Raw genomic sequence first — 13367 nt, forward strand, 5'->3', positions numbered from 1 at the left:
GAGGAAACAGGATGCCTACAGTAGGATTATTTAATCAAGAAGGAAAACAAGTTGGAGATATCCAATTAAACGATAATGTGTTCGGAGTTGAAGTTAACACAGATGCTATGCATCAAGTTGTTGTTGCTTTATTAGCAAACAAGAGACAAGGAACTCAATCAGCTAAAACAAGAGCTGAGGTTAGAGGAGGCGGAATCAAGCCTTGGAGACAAAAGGGAACTGGTAGAGCAAGACAAGGTTCTATTAGAGCACCTCAATGGATAAAAGGTGGTATTGTTTTTGCACCAAAGCCAAGAGATTATAGAGTTTCAGTGCCAAAGAGTATGAGAAGAGTAGCTATGAAATCTGCTTTAACTAGCAAAGTTCAAGATGGCCAAATGGTAGTACTTGAAGCACTAGCATTAGAAGCTCCAAAGACTAAGAAAATGATTGAAGTTTTAAAAGCATTTGATGCTAAGAAAACTTTAATAGTAACTGGAGAATCTAACGAAGTACTTTACAAATCAGCTAGAAATATTGCTGATGTACAAATTATGCCAGTTAACAACATCAATGTTTATGATTTATTAAAATTTGAAAAATTAATCATAACTAAGGATGCTGTATCAAAAATTGAGGAGGTGTACGCATAATGACAAGCTATGATATTATAAGAAAGCCTGTTATCACTGAAAAGAGTATGACTGCTATGGCAGACAAGAAGTACACTTTCATAGTTCAAATAAATGCTAACAAAGTTCAAATCAAAAAGGCTGTTGAAGAAATCTTCGGCGTTAAGGTTGAGAAAGTTCAAACTTTAAGAACTATGGGAAAAACTAAGAGAATGGGCGTACATGTAGGAAAAAGAGCTGACTTCAAGAAAGCTGTTGTTACTTTAACAGAAGATAGCAAGAGTATTGAATTCTTCGAAGGAATGCAATAAGGCGAATAAAGCATATTATTGGTATTTAGATACCAGAGAAGCTTAAAGTAAGGAGGGAATTTACATGGCAGTTAAAAAGTTTAGACCAACTACCCCATCAAGAAGACAAATGACAATGGCTACTTTTGAAGAAATTACAACAAGTACTCCTGAGAAGTCACTTCTTGTTTCATTAAACAAAACTGGTGGTAGAAATGCTCAAGGTAAAATAACTGTTAGACACCACGGTGGTGGAGCTAAGAGAAAATATAGAATAATAGATTTCAAGAGAAATAAGGATGGTATCCCAGCAAAGGTTGCTACAATAGAATACGATCCAAACAGAACAGCATACATAGCTTTAGTTGTATATGCTGATGGTGAAAAGAGATATATAATTGCTCCAGTTGGATTAAAGGTTGGAGATGTTATAGTTTCTGGAGCAGATGCTGATATTAAAGTTGGTAACGCTCTTCCATTAAAGAATATACCAGTAGGTACTTTTGTACACAATATAGAATTACAAATTGGCAAAGGTGGCCAAATGGTAAGATCAGCTGGTACTTCTGCTCAATTAATGGCTAAAGAAGGTAACTATGCTACATTAAGATTACCTTCAGGTGAAATGAGATATGTTAGAATCGAATGTAGAGCTACAATCGGAACGGTTTCAAATACTACTAACGATATAATCAATATCGGTAAAGCTGGTAGAAAGAGACACATGGGATGGAGACCTACAGTTAGAGGTTCTGTAATGAACCCTTGTGATCACCCTCACGGTGGTGGTGAAGGTAGATCACCTATCGGTAGACCAAGTCCAGTTACTCCATGGGGTAAACCAGCACTTGGATACAAGACTAGAAAGAATAAGAAGTATTCTGACAGATTCATAATAAAGAGAAGAAACGATAAGTAGTATGAAGAGAAGTTAAATTTCTCTTCATGGCTTGTCAGCCTAGAGATTATGAAGGGAGGCAAATTATAGTGAGTAGATCAACAAAAAAAGGGCCTTTTGTACATGAAGGACTTTTAAAGAAAATTGAAGAAATGAATGCTAGTGGAGATAAGAAGGTTGTTAAAACTTGGTCAAGAAGTTCAACAATATTCCCACAAATGATTGGTCATACAATTGCTGTTCACGATGGAAGAAAGCATGTTCCAGTTTTCATAAGTGAAGATATGGTTGGACATAAGCTTGGTGAGTTCGCTTTAACTAGAACTTACAGAGGACACGATTATGACGAAAAAGCAGCAAGAAAAAGAAAGTAATCCCGGAAAGGAGGAACATAAATGGAAGCTAGAGCTATAGCTAAATATGTTAGAATGTCTCCAACAAAAGTAGGAGTAGTTCTTGATTTAATAAGAGGAAAAAATATTCAAGAGGCTTTCGCTATTTTACAATATACTCCAAAAGATGCAGCTGTTGTTATAAACAAAGTTTTAAAATCAGCTGTTGCTAATGCAGAAAATAATCACGAAATGGATGTAGAAAGATTATATGTAGCAGAAGCATTCGTTGGTGCAGGTCCAACACTTAAGAGATTTAGACCAATGGACCACGGTAAAGCATTTAGAATTAACAAAAGAACAAGTAACATTACACTTGTAGTTAAAGAAAGAGCTTAGAAAGAAGGAGGGAAATCAAGTGGGTCAAAAAGTACATCCTCACGGACTTAGAGTAGGAGTTATCAAAGATTGGGATGCTAAATGGTATGCTTCAAAGAAGAACTTTGCAGACAATCTAATAGAAGATAACAAAATAAGAGAATTCGTAAAGAAGGAACTTTTCTCAGCTGGTATTTCAAAGATTGAAATTGAAAGAGCTGCTAAGAGAGTTAAATTAAATATATATACTGCTAAACCAGGTGTTATAATCGGAAAAGGTGGAGCAGGAATTGAAGCTTTAAAAGCTAAATTAGCTAAAGTAGTTGATAATAAGAATTTATTAATCAACATAGTTGAAGTTAAAAATGCTGAAGCAAATGCCCAATTAATGGCAGAAAACATAGCTGCTCAATTAGAAAAAAGAGTATCATTCAGAAGAGCTATGAAACAAAGCATCCAAAGAGCTATGAGACTTGGAGCTAAAGGTGTTAAAACAGCTTGTTCAGGTAGATTAGGTGGAGCTGAAATAGCTAGAACAGAACAATATCATGAAGGAACAATTCCACTACAAACTTTAAGAGCAGATATTGATTATGGATTTGCAGAAGCTGATACAACTTATGGAAAGATCGGCGTAAAAGTTTGGGTTTATAATGGAGAAGTTCTTCCAACTAAAAAAGTTGAAAAGAAGGAAGAAGTTAACGCATAAGAAAGGAGGAATTAGTCATGTTAATGCCTAAAAGAGTTAAGCATCGTAAGGTACAACGTGGTAGAATGAAAGGGAAAGCTACAAGAGGTAATTTCCTTGCATACGGAGATTTTGGTATTCAAGCTACAACATGTGGTTGGATAACTAGTAATCAAATTGAATCTGCCAGAATTGCTATAAACAGATATATAAGAAGAGGAGGAAAACTTTGGATAAAGATTTTCCCAGATAAGCCAGTAACTGAAAAACCAGCTGAAACAAGAATGGGTTCAGGTAAGGGTTCACCAGAATACTGGGTAGCAGTAGTTAAACCTGGTAGAGTTTTATTTGAATTATCAGGAGTTAATGAAGAAGTTGCAAGAGAAGCTATGAGACTTGCATCACACAAACTTCCTGTAAAGTGTAAGTTCGTTACAAGAAGAGATTTTGAGGAAATGGGTGGTGAAGAATAATGAAGGCTAGAGAATTAAAAGAATTAAGAGCAAATAATCCTCAAGATTTAAAGGTTAAATTAAATGACCTTAAAGCTGAATTATTCAACTTAAGATTCCAATTAGCTACAGGTCAATTAGAAAATCCTATGAGAATAAGAGAAGTAAAAAAATCTATAGCCCAAATCAAAACCATCATTAGAGAAGAAGAGATCAGGGCTTTCGAGCAGTAAATCTGAAAGGAGGTAACTCTTAATGGAAAGAGGATTAAGAAAGAAAAGAATAGGTAGAGTTGTTTCAGATAAAATGGATAAAACAATAGTTGTTGCTGTTGAAACTAAGGTTAGACACCCATTATATGGAAAAACAGTTAATAGAACAACTAAGTTTAAAGCTCATGATGAAAACAATGAAGCTAAAATTAATGATAGAGTTTTAATTATGGAAACTAGACCATTATCTAAAGATAAGAGATGGAGACTTGTTGAAATAGTTGAAAAAGCTAAATAGGCTTTAAGTCTGAAAGGAGGGTAATTCAATGATACAACAACAAACCTTACTAAAAGTAGCAGATAACTCAGGTGCAAAGGAAATAATGTGCATAAGAGTTTTAGGCGGTTCAAAAAGAAAGTTCGGTAACATTGGAGATGTAATAGTTGCTAGCGTTAAAAGTGCAACACCAGGCGGAGTTGTTAAAAAAGGAGACGTTGTAAAGGCTGTTATAGTTAGATCAGTTAGAGGATTAAGAAGAGCTGATGGTTCATACATTAAGTTTGATGAAAATGCAGCTGTTATTATAAAGGATGATAAGCAACCAAGAGGAACTCGTATCTTCGGACCAGTTGCTAGGGAGCTAAGAGATAACGAATTTAACAAGATTTTATCATTAGCACCTGAAGTTCTATAATGGAGGAGGTGTCTTATTTGAAGGTACATGTTAGAAAAAACGACACAGTTGTAGTTGTTTCTGGTAAAGATAAAGGTAAAACTGGTGAAGTTTTAAAGGTATATCCTAAAACAGGTAAAGTTATTGTTCAAGGAGTTAATATAATTAAAAAGCACCAAAAGCCAAGCAGAACAAACATGCAAGGTGGAATAGTTGAAAGAGAAGGAGCTATATACAGCTCAAAAGTTATGTTATACTGCACAAAGTGCAAAAATGCTACAAGAATTAGTAACAAAATATTAGAAGATGGTACTAAAGTTAGAATTTGTAAGAAGTGCGGAGAAACATTCTAAAATCTGAAAGGAGGTACTAAATTATGACAACAAGACTTCAAGAAAAGTATCAAAAAGAAGTAATTCCAGCTATGATTGAAAAGTTCGGATATAAAAATATAATGGAAGTTCCAAAGCTTGAAAAGATAGTTATCAACATGGGTGTTGGAGAAGCTAAGGACAATCAAAAAATATTAGAAGCTGCAGTTAATGATTTAAGCATCATTGCAGGTCAAAAGCCAATCTTAACAAGAGCGAAGAAATCAGTTGCTAACTTTAAGATTAGAGAAAATATGGCTTTAGGATGTAAGGTTACATTAAGAAAAGCAAAGATGTATGAGTTTGCTGATAAGTTAATGACAATTGCTCTTCCAAGAGTTAGAGACTTCAGAGGAGTTTCAAGCAAAGCCTTTGATGGTAGAGGAAACTACTCATTAGGAGTTAAAGAGCAATTAATATTCCCAGAAATCGAGTATGATAAAATAGACAAGGTTAGAGGAATGGATATAATCTTCGTAACAACAGCTAATACTGACGAAGAAGCAAGAGAATTATTAAGATTCCTTGGTATGCCATTCGCTCAATAATAAGGAGGGGAAACCGTGGCACGTAAAGCTATTATAGAAAAGTGGAAAAAAGAACCTAAATATAAAACAAGAGCTTATACAAGATGCAGAATATGTGGAAGACCACATTCAGTATTAAAGAAGTTTGGTATATGCCGTATATGTTTTAGAGAACTTGCTTACAAGGGCCAAATCCCTGGTTGTAAGAAAGCAAGTTGGTAAAAAACAGATATAGTGAAAGGAGGCACATTAAATGGTTATGACAGATCCTATCGCAGATTTGCTAACTCGTATAAGAAACGCAAATGCTGTAAGACATGAAGTAGTAGAAGTTCCTTCATCAAACGTGAAGAAGGCTATTGCAAATATATTATTACAAGAGGGATATATTAAAGAATTAGAGGAATATAACGATGGTGTTGTTCCAATGTTAAGAATATCTCTTAAGTATGGTGCAGATAAAGAAAGAGTTATAACTGGTATAAAGAGAATTTCTAAACCAGGACTAAGAGTTTACTGCAAGAAAGATGAAATTCCAAAGGTATTAAGCGGACTAGGTATTGCTATAATCTCAACTTCAGCTGGATTATTAGTTGATAGAGAAGCAAGAAAAGCTGGATTAGGCGGAGAAGTAGTTTGCTACGTTTGGTAATTATAAATTAGAAAGTAACTAGATTAACATATATAAGAACAAGTAAAACAGGAGGTGCGATTATGTCAAGAGTAGGTAGATTACCTATAACTATACCTGCAGGCGTAACTGTAGCTGTTTCAGCAGATAACGTTGTTTCAGTTAAGGGTCCAAAGGGCGAACTTGTTAAAGCTATGAACAAAGACATGAATATAGCAGTTGAAAATAACCAAGTTGTTGTTACTAGACCTAGCGATCAAAAAGAGCACAGAGCTCTTCACGGATTAACTAGAGCATTAATCAACAACATGATAATCGGAGTTGAAAAAGGATTTGAAAAGAGCTTAGAATTAATCGGTGTTGGTTATAGAGCTCAATTACAAGGAAAGAAACTTGTAATGAACTTAGGATATTCACATCCAGTTGAAATAGAACCAATTGAAGGTATTACTTTCGAAACTCCAGCTGCAACTAAAGTAGTTGTTAAGGGAATAGATAAAGAAAAAGTTGGAGCAGCAGCGGCTGATATCAGATCATGGAGAAAGCCTGAACCATATAAGGGTAAAGGAATTAAGTACGATAACGAAGTAATCAGACGTAAAGAAGGTAAAACTGGTAAGAAATAATAGAAAGGAGTGAAACCTTTATGTTTAAGAAGGTAGACAGAAAAGCTAGTAGAGAAAGACGTCACCTAAGAGTACGTAAGAAAATTTCTGGTACTCCTGAAAGACCAAGACTTTCAGTATATAGAAGTGAAAAAAATATATATGCTCAAATTATAGATGATGTTAATTCAGTAACATTAGTTTCAGCTTCAAGCTTAGATAAAGCAGTAGATGTTAAAGTAGGCGGAAACAAGGAAGCTGCTAAATTAGTTGGTGAATTAATAGCTAAAAAAGCTTTAGAAAAAGGAATCTCAGAAGTAGTATTCGACAGAGGTGGATACGTATATCACGGAAGAGTTCAAAGTTTAGCTGAAGCTGCAAGAGAAGCAGGCTTAAAATTCTAATAAACAAGGAGGGAAATACATGAGAATCGATCCTAGCACACTAGACCTTAAGGAAAAGGTTGTTAATATAAACAGAGTAACTAAGGTTGTTAAGGGTGGTAGAAACTTCAGATTCAGCGCTTTAGTAGTTGTAGGTGACGAAAACGGACACGTAGGCGTTGGAATGGGTAAGTCAATAGAAATCCCAGAAGCAATTAAAAAAGGAATAGAAGACGCTAAGAAAAACTTAGTAAGTGTTGCAATAGTTGGAACAACTGTTCCTCATCAAATATATGGAAAATTCGGAACTGGTAAAGTTCTTATAATGCCGGCTAAAGAAGGTACAGGAGTTATCGCTGGAGGTCCAGCTAGATCTGTATTAGAATTAGCAGGTTTAAAGGATGTTAGGGCTAAGTCATTAGGTTCAAACAATCCAAAAAACATGGTAAATGCTACAATCAACGGTTTAGCAAGCTTAAGAACAGCTGAAGATATAGCTAAATTAAGAGGCAAAACTGTTGAAGAAATTTTAGGTTAGGAGGGAAAAGCAATGGCAAAAATTAAAGTTACTCTTGTTAAGAGTTTAATTGGAAGAAAAAAAGACCATATTGCTACTGCACATGCCCTTGGACTAAAAAAGATCGGTAAGACAGTAGAACATGAAGAAACTCCTCAAATCAGAGGAATGATTAATAAAGTTGACTATCTACTTAAAGTAGAAGAAGTTTAAAAAAAGAGGAGGTGCATTGAGTAATGAAACTTCATGAATTAAAACCAGCAGCTGGAAGTAAAAAAGCTCCTAAAAGAGTTGGTAGAGGTACTGGTTCAGGTTTAGGTAGAAATGCTGGAAAAGGTGAAAAAGGCCAAAAGGCTAGATCAGGTGGTGGAGTAAGACCAGGATTTGAAGGTGGTCAAATGCCATTATATAGAAGACTTCCTAAGAGAGGCTTCACAAATATATTTGCTAAACAATATGTTAGCATTAATGTTGATAGATTAAATATATTTGAAAATGGTACTGAAATAACTCCAGAAGTTTTACTTGAAAGAAGAGTTATCAGTAAGGTAAAAGACGGCGTTAAGATTTTAGGAAACGGCACATTAGAGAAAAGCCTAACTGTTAAAGGATGTAAGTTTTCAAAATCAGCAGCTGAAAAGATAGAAGCAGCTGGAGGAAAAGTTGAGGTGATTTAGTATGCTATCAACCCTACGTAATGCCTGGAAGGTTCCCGAATTAAGAAAGAGATTTTTATGGACTATATTTTTAATTGCAATTTTCAGGATAGGAACACATATTCCTGTTCCTGGAATTGACACAACTGTTTTAAATAGTTTAGCAAGTAGTGGAACAATATTTGGTTTCTATGATTTAATATCAGGAGGAGCATTTAGACAATTTAGTATATTTGCTTTAAGTGTTACACCTTATATTAATGCTTCTATAATAGTACAACTATTAACTATAGCTATTCCTTCATTAGAACAACTTTCAAAAGAAGGTGAAGAAGGAAGAAAGAAAATTCAAAAGATTACAAGAATTTTATCAATAGTTATTGGATTTATTCTTGCTTTTGGAACATATAGTATGGTTGCCGCTAGAGGTGCCGTAACAGGAATGCCTTGGGCTGAAATTATTGTTGTTTTAATAGCATTAGTTGCAGGTTCAACATTCTGTATGTGGTTAGGAGATCAAATCACAGCTAAAGGATTTGGAAATGGTATATCCATATTAATATTCGTAAATATAGTATCTCAGTTACCTATAACTTTAATGTCATTATTTACATTAAAGGATCAAGGAAAAATTACTATAATTGAAATTTTATTATTTGTTGCTGCTGCAATTGTATTATTAGGAATAGTAATATTCTTCTCACTAGCAGAAAGAAGAATTCCTGTTCAATATGCTGGTAAGGCTGTTGGCTCTAAGGTTATGAGAGGCCAAAGCACTCATATTCCTTTAAGTATAATAGGATCAGCTGTTATAGCAATAATCTTTGCTATGTCAGTGATGATGTTCCCTAAGACAATTGCTGAGTTTTTCCCAAGTCACAACTGGGCAATTTGGATAACAAGTAGTAGTTATAGTATATTTAATGAAACAACTTGGATGTATCCAGTAGTTTATGCATTATTAACTATATTCTTTACTTGGTTCTATACACAAATTACATTCAAGCCAGATGAAATGGCAGAAAATCTTCACAAATCAGCTGGATTTGTGCCAGGAATAAGACCGGGCGAGGCAACAGAAAAATATTTTGAAAAAGTACTTACAAAAGTATCTTTAATTGGAGGAGTATTTGCTGCTTTACTAGCAATACTACCAATATTAATTTCAAATTCACAACTACAAGGAATTCAATTTGGTGGAACATCATTATTAATTATGGTTGGTGTTGGACTTGATTTCTCAAGACAATTAGATTCACAATTAGTAATGAGACATTATCAAGGATTCTTAAAATAGATTAATAATGGAGATGATGCCCGTGAAGATAGTATTATTAGGTCCTCCTGGAGCAGGTAAGGGAACACAGGCAAAATCAATTAGTAATAGATACTCAATACCACATATTTCTACAGGAGATATATTTAGAAAGAACATTTCTGAAAATACTCCTCTAGGAATAGAAGCTAAGAAGCACATCGATAAAGGACAGTTAGTACCTGATGAAGTTACTATTAATATGGTAAAAGATAGGCTAGAACAAGATGACTGTAAAAATGGATATTTATTAGATGGTTTTCCAAGGACAGTTAATCAAGCAGAAGCTCTTCAAGAATTTCTTTTAGGAAGAAATGAAGGAATTGATACAGCTTTATTAATTGAAGTACCTACTGGATTTATTTTAGAAAGAATGACTGGTAGAAGAGTATGTCCATCATGTGGAGCTAGCTATCATATAAAATTTAATCCACCAACTATAGCAGATAAATGTGATGTTTGTGGAAGTGATATAATCCAAAGAAAAGATGATACAGAAGAAACTGTATCTGAAAGACTTGATGTGTATGAGAGACAAACACAACCACTGATTGATTTTTATAAAGAAAGAAACTTACTTTCAATTGTAGATGGAACGAAAGCTATTAATGAAGTATTCGAAGGTATCTGCAGTATCTTAGGGAGTGTTGAATAGTGATTTTCATTAAAAACAACAAAGAAATAGACCTAATGAGAAAAGCAGGTAAAATAGTAGCAGAAACATTGCTATTAGTTGAGGAAAAAGTAAGACCAGGAATAACTACTGCTGAATTAGACAGAATAGCAGAAGAATTTATAACTAAGCATGGAGCGAAGCCTTCATTTAAAGGGCTGTATGGTTTTCCAGCTTCACTATGTATATCTGTTAACGAGCAAGTAGTTCATGGGATCCCAGGAGGTTATGTATTAAAAGATGGAGATATAATTAGTGTGGACTGTGGAGCTAATATAAATGGCTTTCACGGAGATGCTGCTAGAACATTTGCTGTAGGTAATATCAGTGAAGAAGCTAATAAGTTAATTAATGTAACTAAAGAAAGTTTTTTTAAAGGTATTGAATATGCAAAGGTTGAAAACAGACTTACTGATATATCACATGGAATACAAAGCTACGTTGAAGCTTCAGGCTTTTCTGTAGTAAGAGATTTCGTAGGACACGGTATAGGTAGAGTTGTACACGAAGATCCAGAAGTACCTAATTATGGTCTTCCGGGAAGAGGACCTAAGTTAGTAGAGGGAATGGCTTTAGCCATTGAACCTATGGTTAATGTAGGCAGCTATAAAGTTAAAACATTAAGCAATGATTGGACTGTAGTAACTAGTGATGGAAGTCTATCTGCACACTACGAAAATACAATTGTAATTTTACCAGATGGACCCGAAATATTAACACTGATTAAATAAGTGTTGCTTAGTTATAAATTCGCATGATACCAAAAGGTGGCTTGTAGATTTATGGCTAAGGTAATCATTGAGGTGAAAAGTTTGCAAAACAATGACTTAATTGGGAAAGTGGTTCTTTCAAGAAGCGGAAGAGATAAAAATTATTTATATGTTGTAATAGGACATTTAAGTGATGACTATGTAATTCTGAGTAATGGGAGTACTAAAACAGTTCAGATGCCTAAACATAAGAATCTAAAACATATAGATGTTTTAGATGATGTAGATGATGAGATTAAAGCATCTATCATATCAAAGGATAGAGGTACTGATTTAAAAATAAAGAGATTTCTAAAACTTAAAGGCATTGTTAAGGAGGGTTGATTACCTTATGTCAAAAGATGATGTAATAGAAATGCAAGGTACTGTACTAGAAGCATTACCAAATGCTATGTTCCAAGTTGAACTAGAGAGTGGTCACAAGATTCTAGCACATATTTCAGGAAAATTAAGAATGAACTTCATAAGAATTTTACCTGGAGATAAGGTTACAATAGAACTTTCTCCATATGATCTAACAAGAGGTAGAATTACATGGAGAGCTAAATAAAAGTGAAAAAATAACCACTAAGTATTACAAGGAGGGTTAGCGATGAAAGTAAGACCATCAGTTAAGCCTATTTGCGAAAAGTGCAAGATTATAAGAAGAAAAGGAAAAGTAATGGTTATCTGTGAAAATCCTAAGCACAAGCAAAAACAAGGCTAATACAATCAAAGTATAGGCAAAAAAAGTATAATTTTACTATGTATATCGTATTGACTTTTCAGTTAAAGTCAAATATGATTATATAGGCATTTAAATAAGTAGATAAATTTTAGGTGCGGCTGACAGTAGAGAATAACTCTATTGACCTAGGATTTTATTATATAAATACACATATATAATAAAAGTGTATGCATTTCAATATCAGGAGGTGTAAGTTTTAATGGCAAGAATTTCAGGCGTAGACCTACCAAGAGAAAAAAGAGTTGAAATAGGTCTAACATATATATACGGTATAGGACTTTCTACTTCACACAAGATTTTAGCAGAAACAGGAGTAAATCCTGATACAAGAGTTAAAGATCTTAGTGAAGATGAAATAACAAAAATCAGAGAATACGTAAAGACTTTAACAATTGAAGGTGACTTAAGAAGAGAAGTTGCATTAAATATTAAAAGATTAGTAGAAATTGGATGTTATAGAGGAATCAGACACAGAAAAGGTCTTCCAGTTAGAGGTCAAAAGACTAAGACTAACGCTAGAACTAGAAAAGGTCCAAAGAAAACTATCGCAAATAAGAAGAAGTAGTGAGGAGGGAATTCGATGGCTCAAAAAGTTAAAAAGACTAGAAGAAGAAAAGAAAGAAAGAATATTGAGCATGGTGCTGCACACATCAAATCAACTTTCAATAACTCAATAGTTACTTTAACTGATGCGGCAGGAAATGCTTTATCATGGTCAAGTGCGGGAGCTCTAGGCTTCAGAGGATCAAGAAAGAGCACTCCATTCGCAGCTCAAATGGCAGCAGAAACAGCAGCTAAAGCAGCTATGGAACATGGCTTAAAAAGTATAGAAGTATATGTAAAGGGACCAGGTGCTGGTAGAGAAGCAGCAATCAGATCTTTACAAGCGGCAGGATTAGAAGTAACTTTAATTAAAGATGTTACTCCAATCCCACATAACGGATGTAGACCACCAAAGAGAAGAAGAGTCTAGTATTCATATAGGAGGTGTAATTAATGGCAAGATATACTGGAGCTACATGTAGATTATGTAGAAGAGAAGGTATGAAGTTATTCCTTAAAGGGGATAGATGTTATACAGATAAATGTGCTTTTGTTAGAAGAAGTTATGCACCAGGACAACATGGAGCAGCTAAGAAGAAATTATCTAACTACGGAGTACAATTAAGAGAAAAGCAAAAAGCTAGAAGAATATACGGAGTATTAGAAGGCCAATTCAGAACTTATTATGAAAAGGCTGAACATATGAAAGGTATTACAGGTGAAAACTTACTTAAGTTATTAGAAATGAGATTAGATAACGTTGTTTATAGATTAGGATACGGTGCTTCAAGAGCTGAAGCTAGACAATTAGTTACTCATGGACATTTCTTAGTAAATGGTAAGAAAGTTGATATTCCTTCATATAAAGTTTCTGCTAATGACGAAATTTTAGTTACAGAAAAGAGCAGAGGAACTGAAAAATTCAAGACATTTATAGAAAATCCTAAGACATTACCAAAATGGTTAGAAGCAAATGTTGAAAATTATTCAGGTAAAGTTATTGCTGAACCAACAAGAGAAGATATTGACGTACCAGTTAATGAAACTCTTATCGTTGAGTTATACAGCAAATAATAGTTTAATATTTGTATTGTTAAGATTTATCTTACAATAC

28 protein-coding genes are annotated in these 13367 nt (G+C 34.1%); all 28 read left to right on the top strand.

From position 1 onward, the window contains the following. Positions 1-11 precede the first annotated feature (11 nt). The 28 genes from rplD (at position 12) to rpsD (ending at position 13327) form a co-directional block, all read left to right on the top strand. Positions 12-632 (top strand): 50S ribosomal protein L4, encoded by a 621-nt coding sequence (gene rplD, locus ACQPVP_RS10540; protein WP_430840853.1) that lies wholly within the window; start codon positions 12-14, stop codon positions 630-632. Then, the gene (gene rplW, locus ACQPVP_RS10545) at positions 632-922 is read left to right on the top strand and encodes a 50S ribosomal protein L23 (RefSeq protein WP_317274682.1); all 291 of its coding nucleotides are present in this window, start codon (positions 632-634) and stop codon (positions 920-922) included. The genes rplD and rplW overlap by 1 nt, the downstream gene beginning before the upstream one ends. 64 nt (positions 923-986) lie before the next feature. After that, on the top strand, positions 987-1820 hold the full coding sequence (gene rplB, locus ACQPVP_RS10550) for a 50S ribosomal protein L2 (RefSeq protein ID WP_430840851.1): 834 nt from the start codon (positions 987-989) through the stop codon (positions 1818-1820). 68 nt (positions 1821-1888) lie between these two features. After that, positions 1889-2173 (top strand): 30S ribosomal protein S19, encoded by a 285-nt coding sequence (rpsS, locus tag ACQPVP_RS10555; RefSeq protein WP_066889845.1) that lies wholly within the window; start codon positions 1889-1891, stop codon positions 2171-2173. 21 nt (positions 2174-2194) lie between these two features. Beyond that, positions 2195-2530 (top strand): 50S ribosomal protein L22, encoded by a 336-nt coding sequence (gene rplV, locus ACQPVP_RS10560; protein WP_008681188.1) that lies wholly within the window; start codon positions 2195-2197, stop codon positions 2528-2530. A 19-nt stretch (positions 2531-2549) separates the two neighbouring features. Then, complete coding sequence (gene rpsC / locus ACQPVP_RS10565) at positions 2550-3218, top strand: 30S ribosomal protein S3 (RefSeq protein WP_430849768.1); 669 nt, start codon at positions 2550-2552, stop codon at positions 3216-3218. 17 nt (positions 3219-3235) lie between these two features. After that, positions 3236-3670, top strand: coding sequence for a 50S ribosomal protein L16 (rplP, locus tag ACQPVP_RS10570; RefSeq protein ID WP_008681186.1), 435 nt, complete (start codon positions 3236-3238; stop codon positions 3668-3670). Beyond that, a complete protein-coding gene (gene rpmC / locus ACQPVP_RS10575; RefSeq protein ID WP_008681185.1) occupies positions 3670-3882 on the top strand; it encodes a 50S ribosomal protein L29 in 213 nt (70 codons plus the stop codon). The genes rplP and rpmC overlap by 1 nt, the downstream gene beginning before the upstream one ends. A 22-nt stretch (positions 3883-3904) precedes the next feature. Next, entirely contained in the window at positions 3905-4159 is a 255-nt protein-coding gene (gene rpsQ / locus ACQPVP_RS10580) for a 30S ribosomal protein S17 (protein WP_066889849.1), read from the top strand. Positions 4160-4187: 28 nt separating this feature from the next. Beyond that, positions 4188-4556 (top strand): 50S ribosomal protein L14, encoded by a 369-nt coding sequence (gene rplN, locus ACQPVP_RS10585; RefSeq protein ID WP_008681183.1) that lies wholly within the window; start codon positions 4188-4190, stop codon positions 4554-4556. Positions 4557-4573: 17 nt separating this feature from the next. Then, positions 4574-4888, top strand: coding sequence for a 50S ribosomal protein L24 (gene rplX / locus ACQPVP_RS10590; RefSeq protein ID WP_430849770.1), 315 nt, complete (start codon positions 4574-4576; stop codon positions 4886-4888). A 23-nt stretch (positions 4889-4911) separates the two neighbouring features. Then, positions 4912-5454, top strand: a complete 543-nt coding sequence (rplE, locus tag ACQPVP_RS10595; RefSeq protein ID WP_066889853.1) for a 50S ribosomal protein L5 — start codon at positions 4912-4914, stop codon at positions 5452-5454. A gap of 15 nt (positions 5455-5469) precedes the next feature. Further along, entirely contained in the window at positions 5470-5655 is a 186-nt protein-coding gene (locus ACQPVP_RS10600; RefSeq protein ID WP_008681179.1) for a type Z 30S ribosomal protein S14, read from the top strand. A gap of 31 nt (positions 5656-5686) precedes the next feature. After that, the gene (rpsH, locus tag ACQPVP_RS10605) at positions 5687-6085 is read left to right on the top strand and encodes a 30S ribosomal protein S8 (RefSeq protein ID WP_430849772.1); all 399 of its coding nucleotides are present in this window, start codon (positions 5687-5689) and stop codon (positions 6083-6085) included. 62 nt (positions 6086-6147) lie between these two features. Further along, on the top strand, positions 6148-6690 hold the full coding sequence (rplF, locus tag ACQPVP_RS10610) for a 50S ribosomal protein L6 (protein ID WP_430840846.1): 543 nt from the start codon (positions 6148-6150) through the stop codon (positions 6688-6690). A 20-nt stretch (positions 6691-6710) separates the two neighbouring features. After that, complete coding sequence (rplR, locus tag ACQPVP_RS10615) at positions 6711-7073, top strand: 50S ribosomal protein L18 (RefSeq protein ID WP_416179364.1); 363 nt, start codon at positions 6711-6713, stop codon at positions 7071-7073. Positions 7074-7092: 19 nt separating this feature from the next. Then, positions 7093-7590, top strand: coding sequence for a 30S ribosomal protein S5 (rpsE, locus tag ACQPVP_RS10620; RefSeq protein ID WP_430840844.1), 498 nt, complete (start codon positions 7093-7095; stop codon positions 7588-7590). Between the two features lie 12 nt (positions 7591-7602). Next, entirely contained in the window at positions 7603-7782 is a 180-nt protein-coding gene (gene rpmD / locus ACQPVP_RS10625) for a 50S ribosomal protein L30 (protein ID WP_008681171.1), read from the top strand. Positions 7783-7805: 23 nt separating this feature from the next. Beyond that, positions 7806-8246: a 50S ribosomal protein L15 gene (gene rplO, locus ACQPVP_RS10630; protein ID WP_066889862.1), complete on the top strand. Its 441-nt coding sequence runs from the start codon at positions 7806-7808 to the stop codon at positions 8244-8246. A 1-nt stretch (position 8247) separates the two neighbouring features. Beyond that, positions 8248-9522 (top strand): preprotein translocase subunit SecY, encoded by a 1275-nt coding sequence (gene secY / locus ACQPVP_RS10635; RefSeq protein ID WP_430849774.1) that lies wholly within the window; start codon positions 8248-8250, stop codon positions 9520-9522. Between the two features lie 22 nt (positions 9523-9544). Beyond that, positions 9545-10195 (top strand): adenylate kinase, encoded by a 651-nt coding sequence (locus ACQPVP_RS10640; protein ID WP_430849776.1) that lies wholly within the window; start codon positions 9545-9547, stop codon positions 10193-10195. Then, positions 10195-10944 carry a type I methionyl aminopeptidase gene (gene map, locus ACQPVP_RS10645; protein WP_430849777.1) on the top strand — a complete coding sequence of 250 codons (750 nt, stop codon included), beginning with the start codon at positions 10195-10197 and terminating at the stop codon, positions 10942-10944. The genes ACQPVP_RS10640 and map overlap by 1 nt, the downstream gene beginning before the upstream one ends. A gap of 51 nt (positions 10945-10995) precedes the next feature. Further along, complete coding sequence (locus tag ACQPVP_RS10650) at positions 10996-11307, top strand: hypothetical protein (protein ID WP_430849778.1); 312 nt, start codon at positions 10996-10998, stop codon at positions 11305-11307. Between the two features lie 7 nt (positions 11308-11314). After that, positions 11315-11533 (top strand): translation initiation factor IF-1, encoded by a 219-nt coding sequence (gene infA, locus ACQPVP_RS10655; RefSeq protein WP_066889870.1) that lies wholly within the window; start codon positions 11315-11317, stop codon positions 11531-11533. Between the two features lie 42 nt (positions 11534-11575). Next, positions 11576-11689 (top strand): 50S ribosomal protein L36, encoded by a 114-nt coding sequence (gene rpmJ, locus ACQPVP_RS10660; RefSeq protein ID WP_016205879.1) that lies wholly within the window; start codon positions 11576-11578, stop codon positions 11687-11689. 220 nt (positions 11690-11909) lie between these two features. Next, positions 11910-12275, top strand: a complete 366-nt coding sequence (rpsM, locus tag ACQPVP_RS10665; RefSeq protein WP_430840837.1) for a 30S ribosomal protein S13 — start codon at positions 11910-11912, stop codon at positions 12273-12275. Between the two features lie 15 nt (positions 12276-12290). Continuing rightward, on the top strand, positions 12291-12683 hold the full coding sequence (rpsK, locus tag ACQPVP_RS10670; protein WP_136006888.1) for a 30S ribosomal protein S11: 393 nt from the start codon (positions 12291-12293) through the stop codon (positions 12681-12683). Positions 12684-12706: 23 nt separating this feature from the next. Then, on the top strand, positions 12707-13327 hold the full coding sequence (gene rpsD, locus ACQPVP_RS10675) for a 30S ribosomal protein S4 (protein ID WP_430840835.1): 621 nt from the start codon (positions 12707-12709) through the stop codon (positions 13325-13327). Positions 13328-13367 lie beyond the last annotated feature (40 nt).

Source organism: Clostridium nigeriense, from assembly GCF_050585265.1.
Lineage (GTDB): Bacteria > Bacillota > Clostridia > Clostridiales > Clostridiaceae > Clostridium > Clostridium nigeriense_B.

Excerpts from the sequence above, each read along its gene's own strand:
- ACQPVP_RS10650 (WP_430849778.1), top strand. The coding sequence starts at position 10,996 with ATGGCTAAGGTAATCATTGAGGTGAAAAGTTTGCAAAACAATGACTTA.
- rplE (WP_066889853.1), top strand. The coding sequence starts at position 4,912 with ATGACAACAAGACTTCAAGAAAAGTATCAAAAAGAAGTAATTCCAGCT.
- rpsD (WP_430840835.1), top strand. The coding sequence starts at position 12,707 with ATGGCAAGATATACTGGAGCTACATGTAGATTATGTAGAAGAGAAGGT.
- rpsH (WP_430849772.1), top strand. The coding sequence starts at position 5,687 with ATGGTTATGACAGATCCTATCGCAGATTTGCTAACTCGTATAAGAAAC.
- rplR (WP_416179364.1), top strand. The coding sequence starts at position 6,711 with ATGTTTAAGAAGGTAGACAGAAAAGCTAGTAGAGAAAGACGTCACCTA.
- rpmC (WP_008681185.1), top strand. The coding sequence starts at position 3,670 with ATGAAGGCTAGAGAATTAAAAGAATTAAGAGCAAATAATCCTCAAGAT.
- rpsK (WP_136006888.1), top strand. The coding sequence starts at position 12,291 with ATGGCTCAAAAAGTTAAAAAGACTAGAAGAAGAAAAGAAAGAAAGAAT.
- rplW (WP_317274682.1), top strand. The coding sequence starts at position 632 with ATGACAAGCTATGATATTATAAGAAAGCCTGTTATCACTGAAAAGAGT.
- rpmJ (WP_016205879.1), top strand. The coding sequence starts at position 11,576 with ATGAAAGTAAGACCATCAGTTAAGCCTATTTGCGAAAAGTGCAAGATT.
- secY (WP_430849774.1), top strand. The coding sequence starts at position 8,248 with ATGCTATCAACCCTACGTAATGCCTGGAAGGTTCCCGAATTAAGAAAG.
- rplV (WP_008681188.1), top strand. The coding sequence starts at position 2,195 with ATGGAAGCTAGAGCTATAGCTAAATATGTTAGAATGTCTCCAACAAAA.
- rplN (WP_008681183.1), top strand. The coding sequence starts at position 4,188 with ATGATACAACAACAAACCTTACTAAAAGTAGCAGATAACTCAGGTGCA.
- rplP (WP_008681186.1), top strand. The coding sequence starts at position 3,236 with ATGTTAATGCCTAAAAGAGTTAAGCATCGTAAGGTACAACGTGGTAGA.
- rplD (WP_430840853.1), top strand. The coding sequence starts at position 12 with ATGCCTACAGTAGGATTATTTAATCAAGAAGGAAAACAAGTTGGAGAT.
- rplF (WP_430840846.1), top strand. The coding sequence starts at position 6,148 with ATGTCAAGAGTAGGTAGATTACCTATAACTATACCTGCAGGCGTAACT.
- infA (WP_066889870.1), top strand. The coding sequence starts at position 11,315 with ATGTCAAAAGATGATGTAATAGAAATGCAAGGTACTGTACTAGAAGCA.
- rpsQ (WP_066889849.1), top strand. The coding sequence starts at position 3,905 with ATGGAAAGAGGATTAAGAAAGAAAAGAATAGGTAGAGTTGTTTCAGAT.
- rpsM (WP_430840837.1), top strand. The coding sequence starts at position 11,910 with ATGGCAAGAATTTCAGGCGTAGACCTACCAAGAGAAAAAAGAGTTGAA.
- rpsE (WP_430840844.1), top strand. The coding sequence starts at position 7,093 with ATGAGAATCGATCCTAGCACACTAGACCTTAAGGAAAAGGTTGTTAAT.
- rplO (WP_066889862.1), top strand. The coding sequence starts at position 7,806 with ATGAAACTTCATGAATTAAAACCAGCAGCTGGAAGTAAAAAAGCTCCT.
- rpmD (WP_008681171.1), top strand. The coding sequence starts at position 7,603 with ATGGCAAAAATTAAAGTTACTCTTGTTAAGAGTTTAATTGGAAGAAAA.
- rplB (WP_430840851.1), top strand. The coding sequence starts at position 987 with ATGGCAGTTAAAAAGTTTAGACCAACTACCCCATCAAGAAGACAAATG.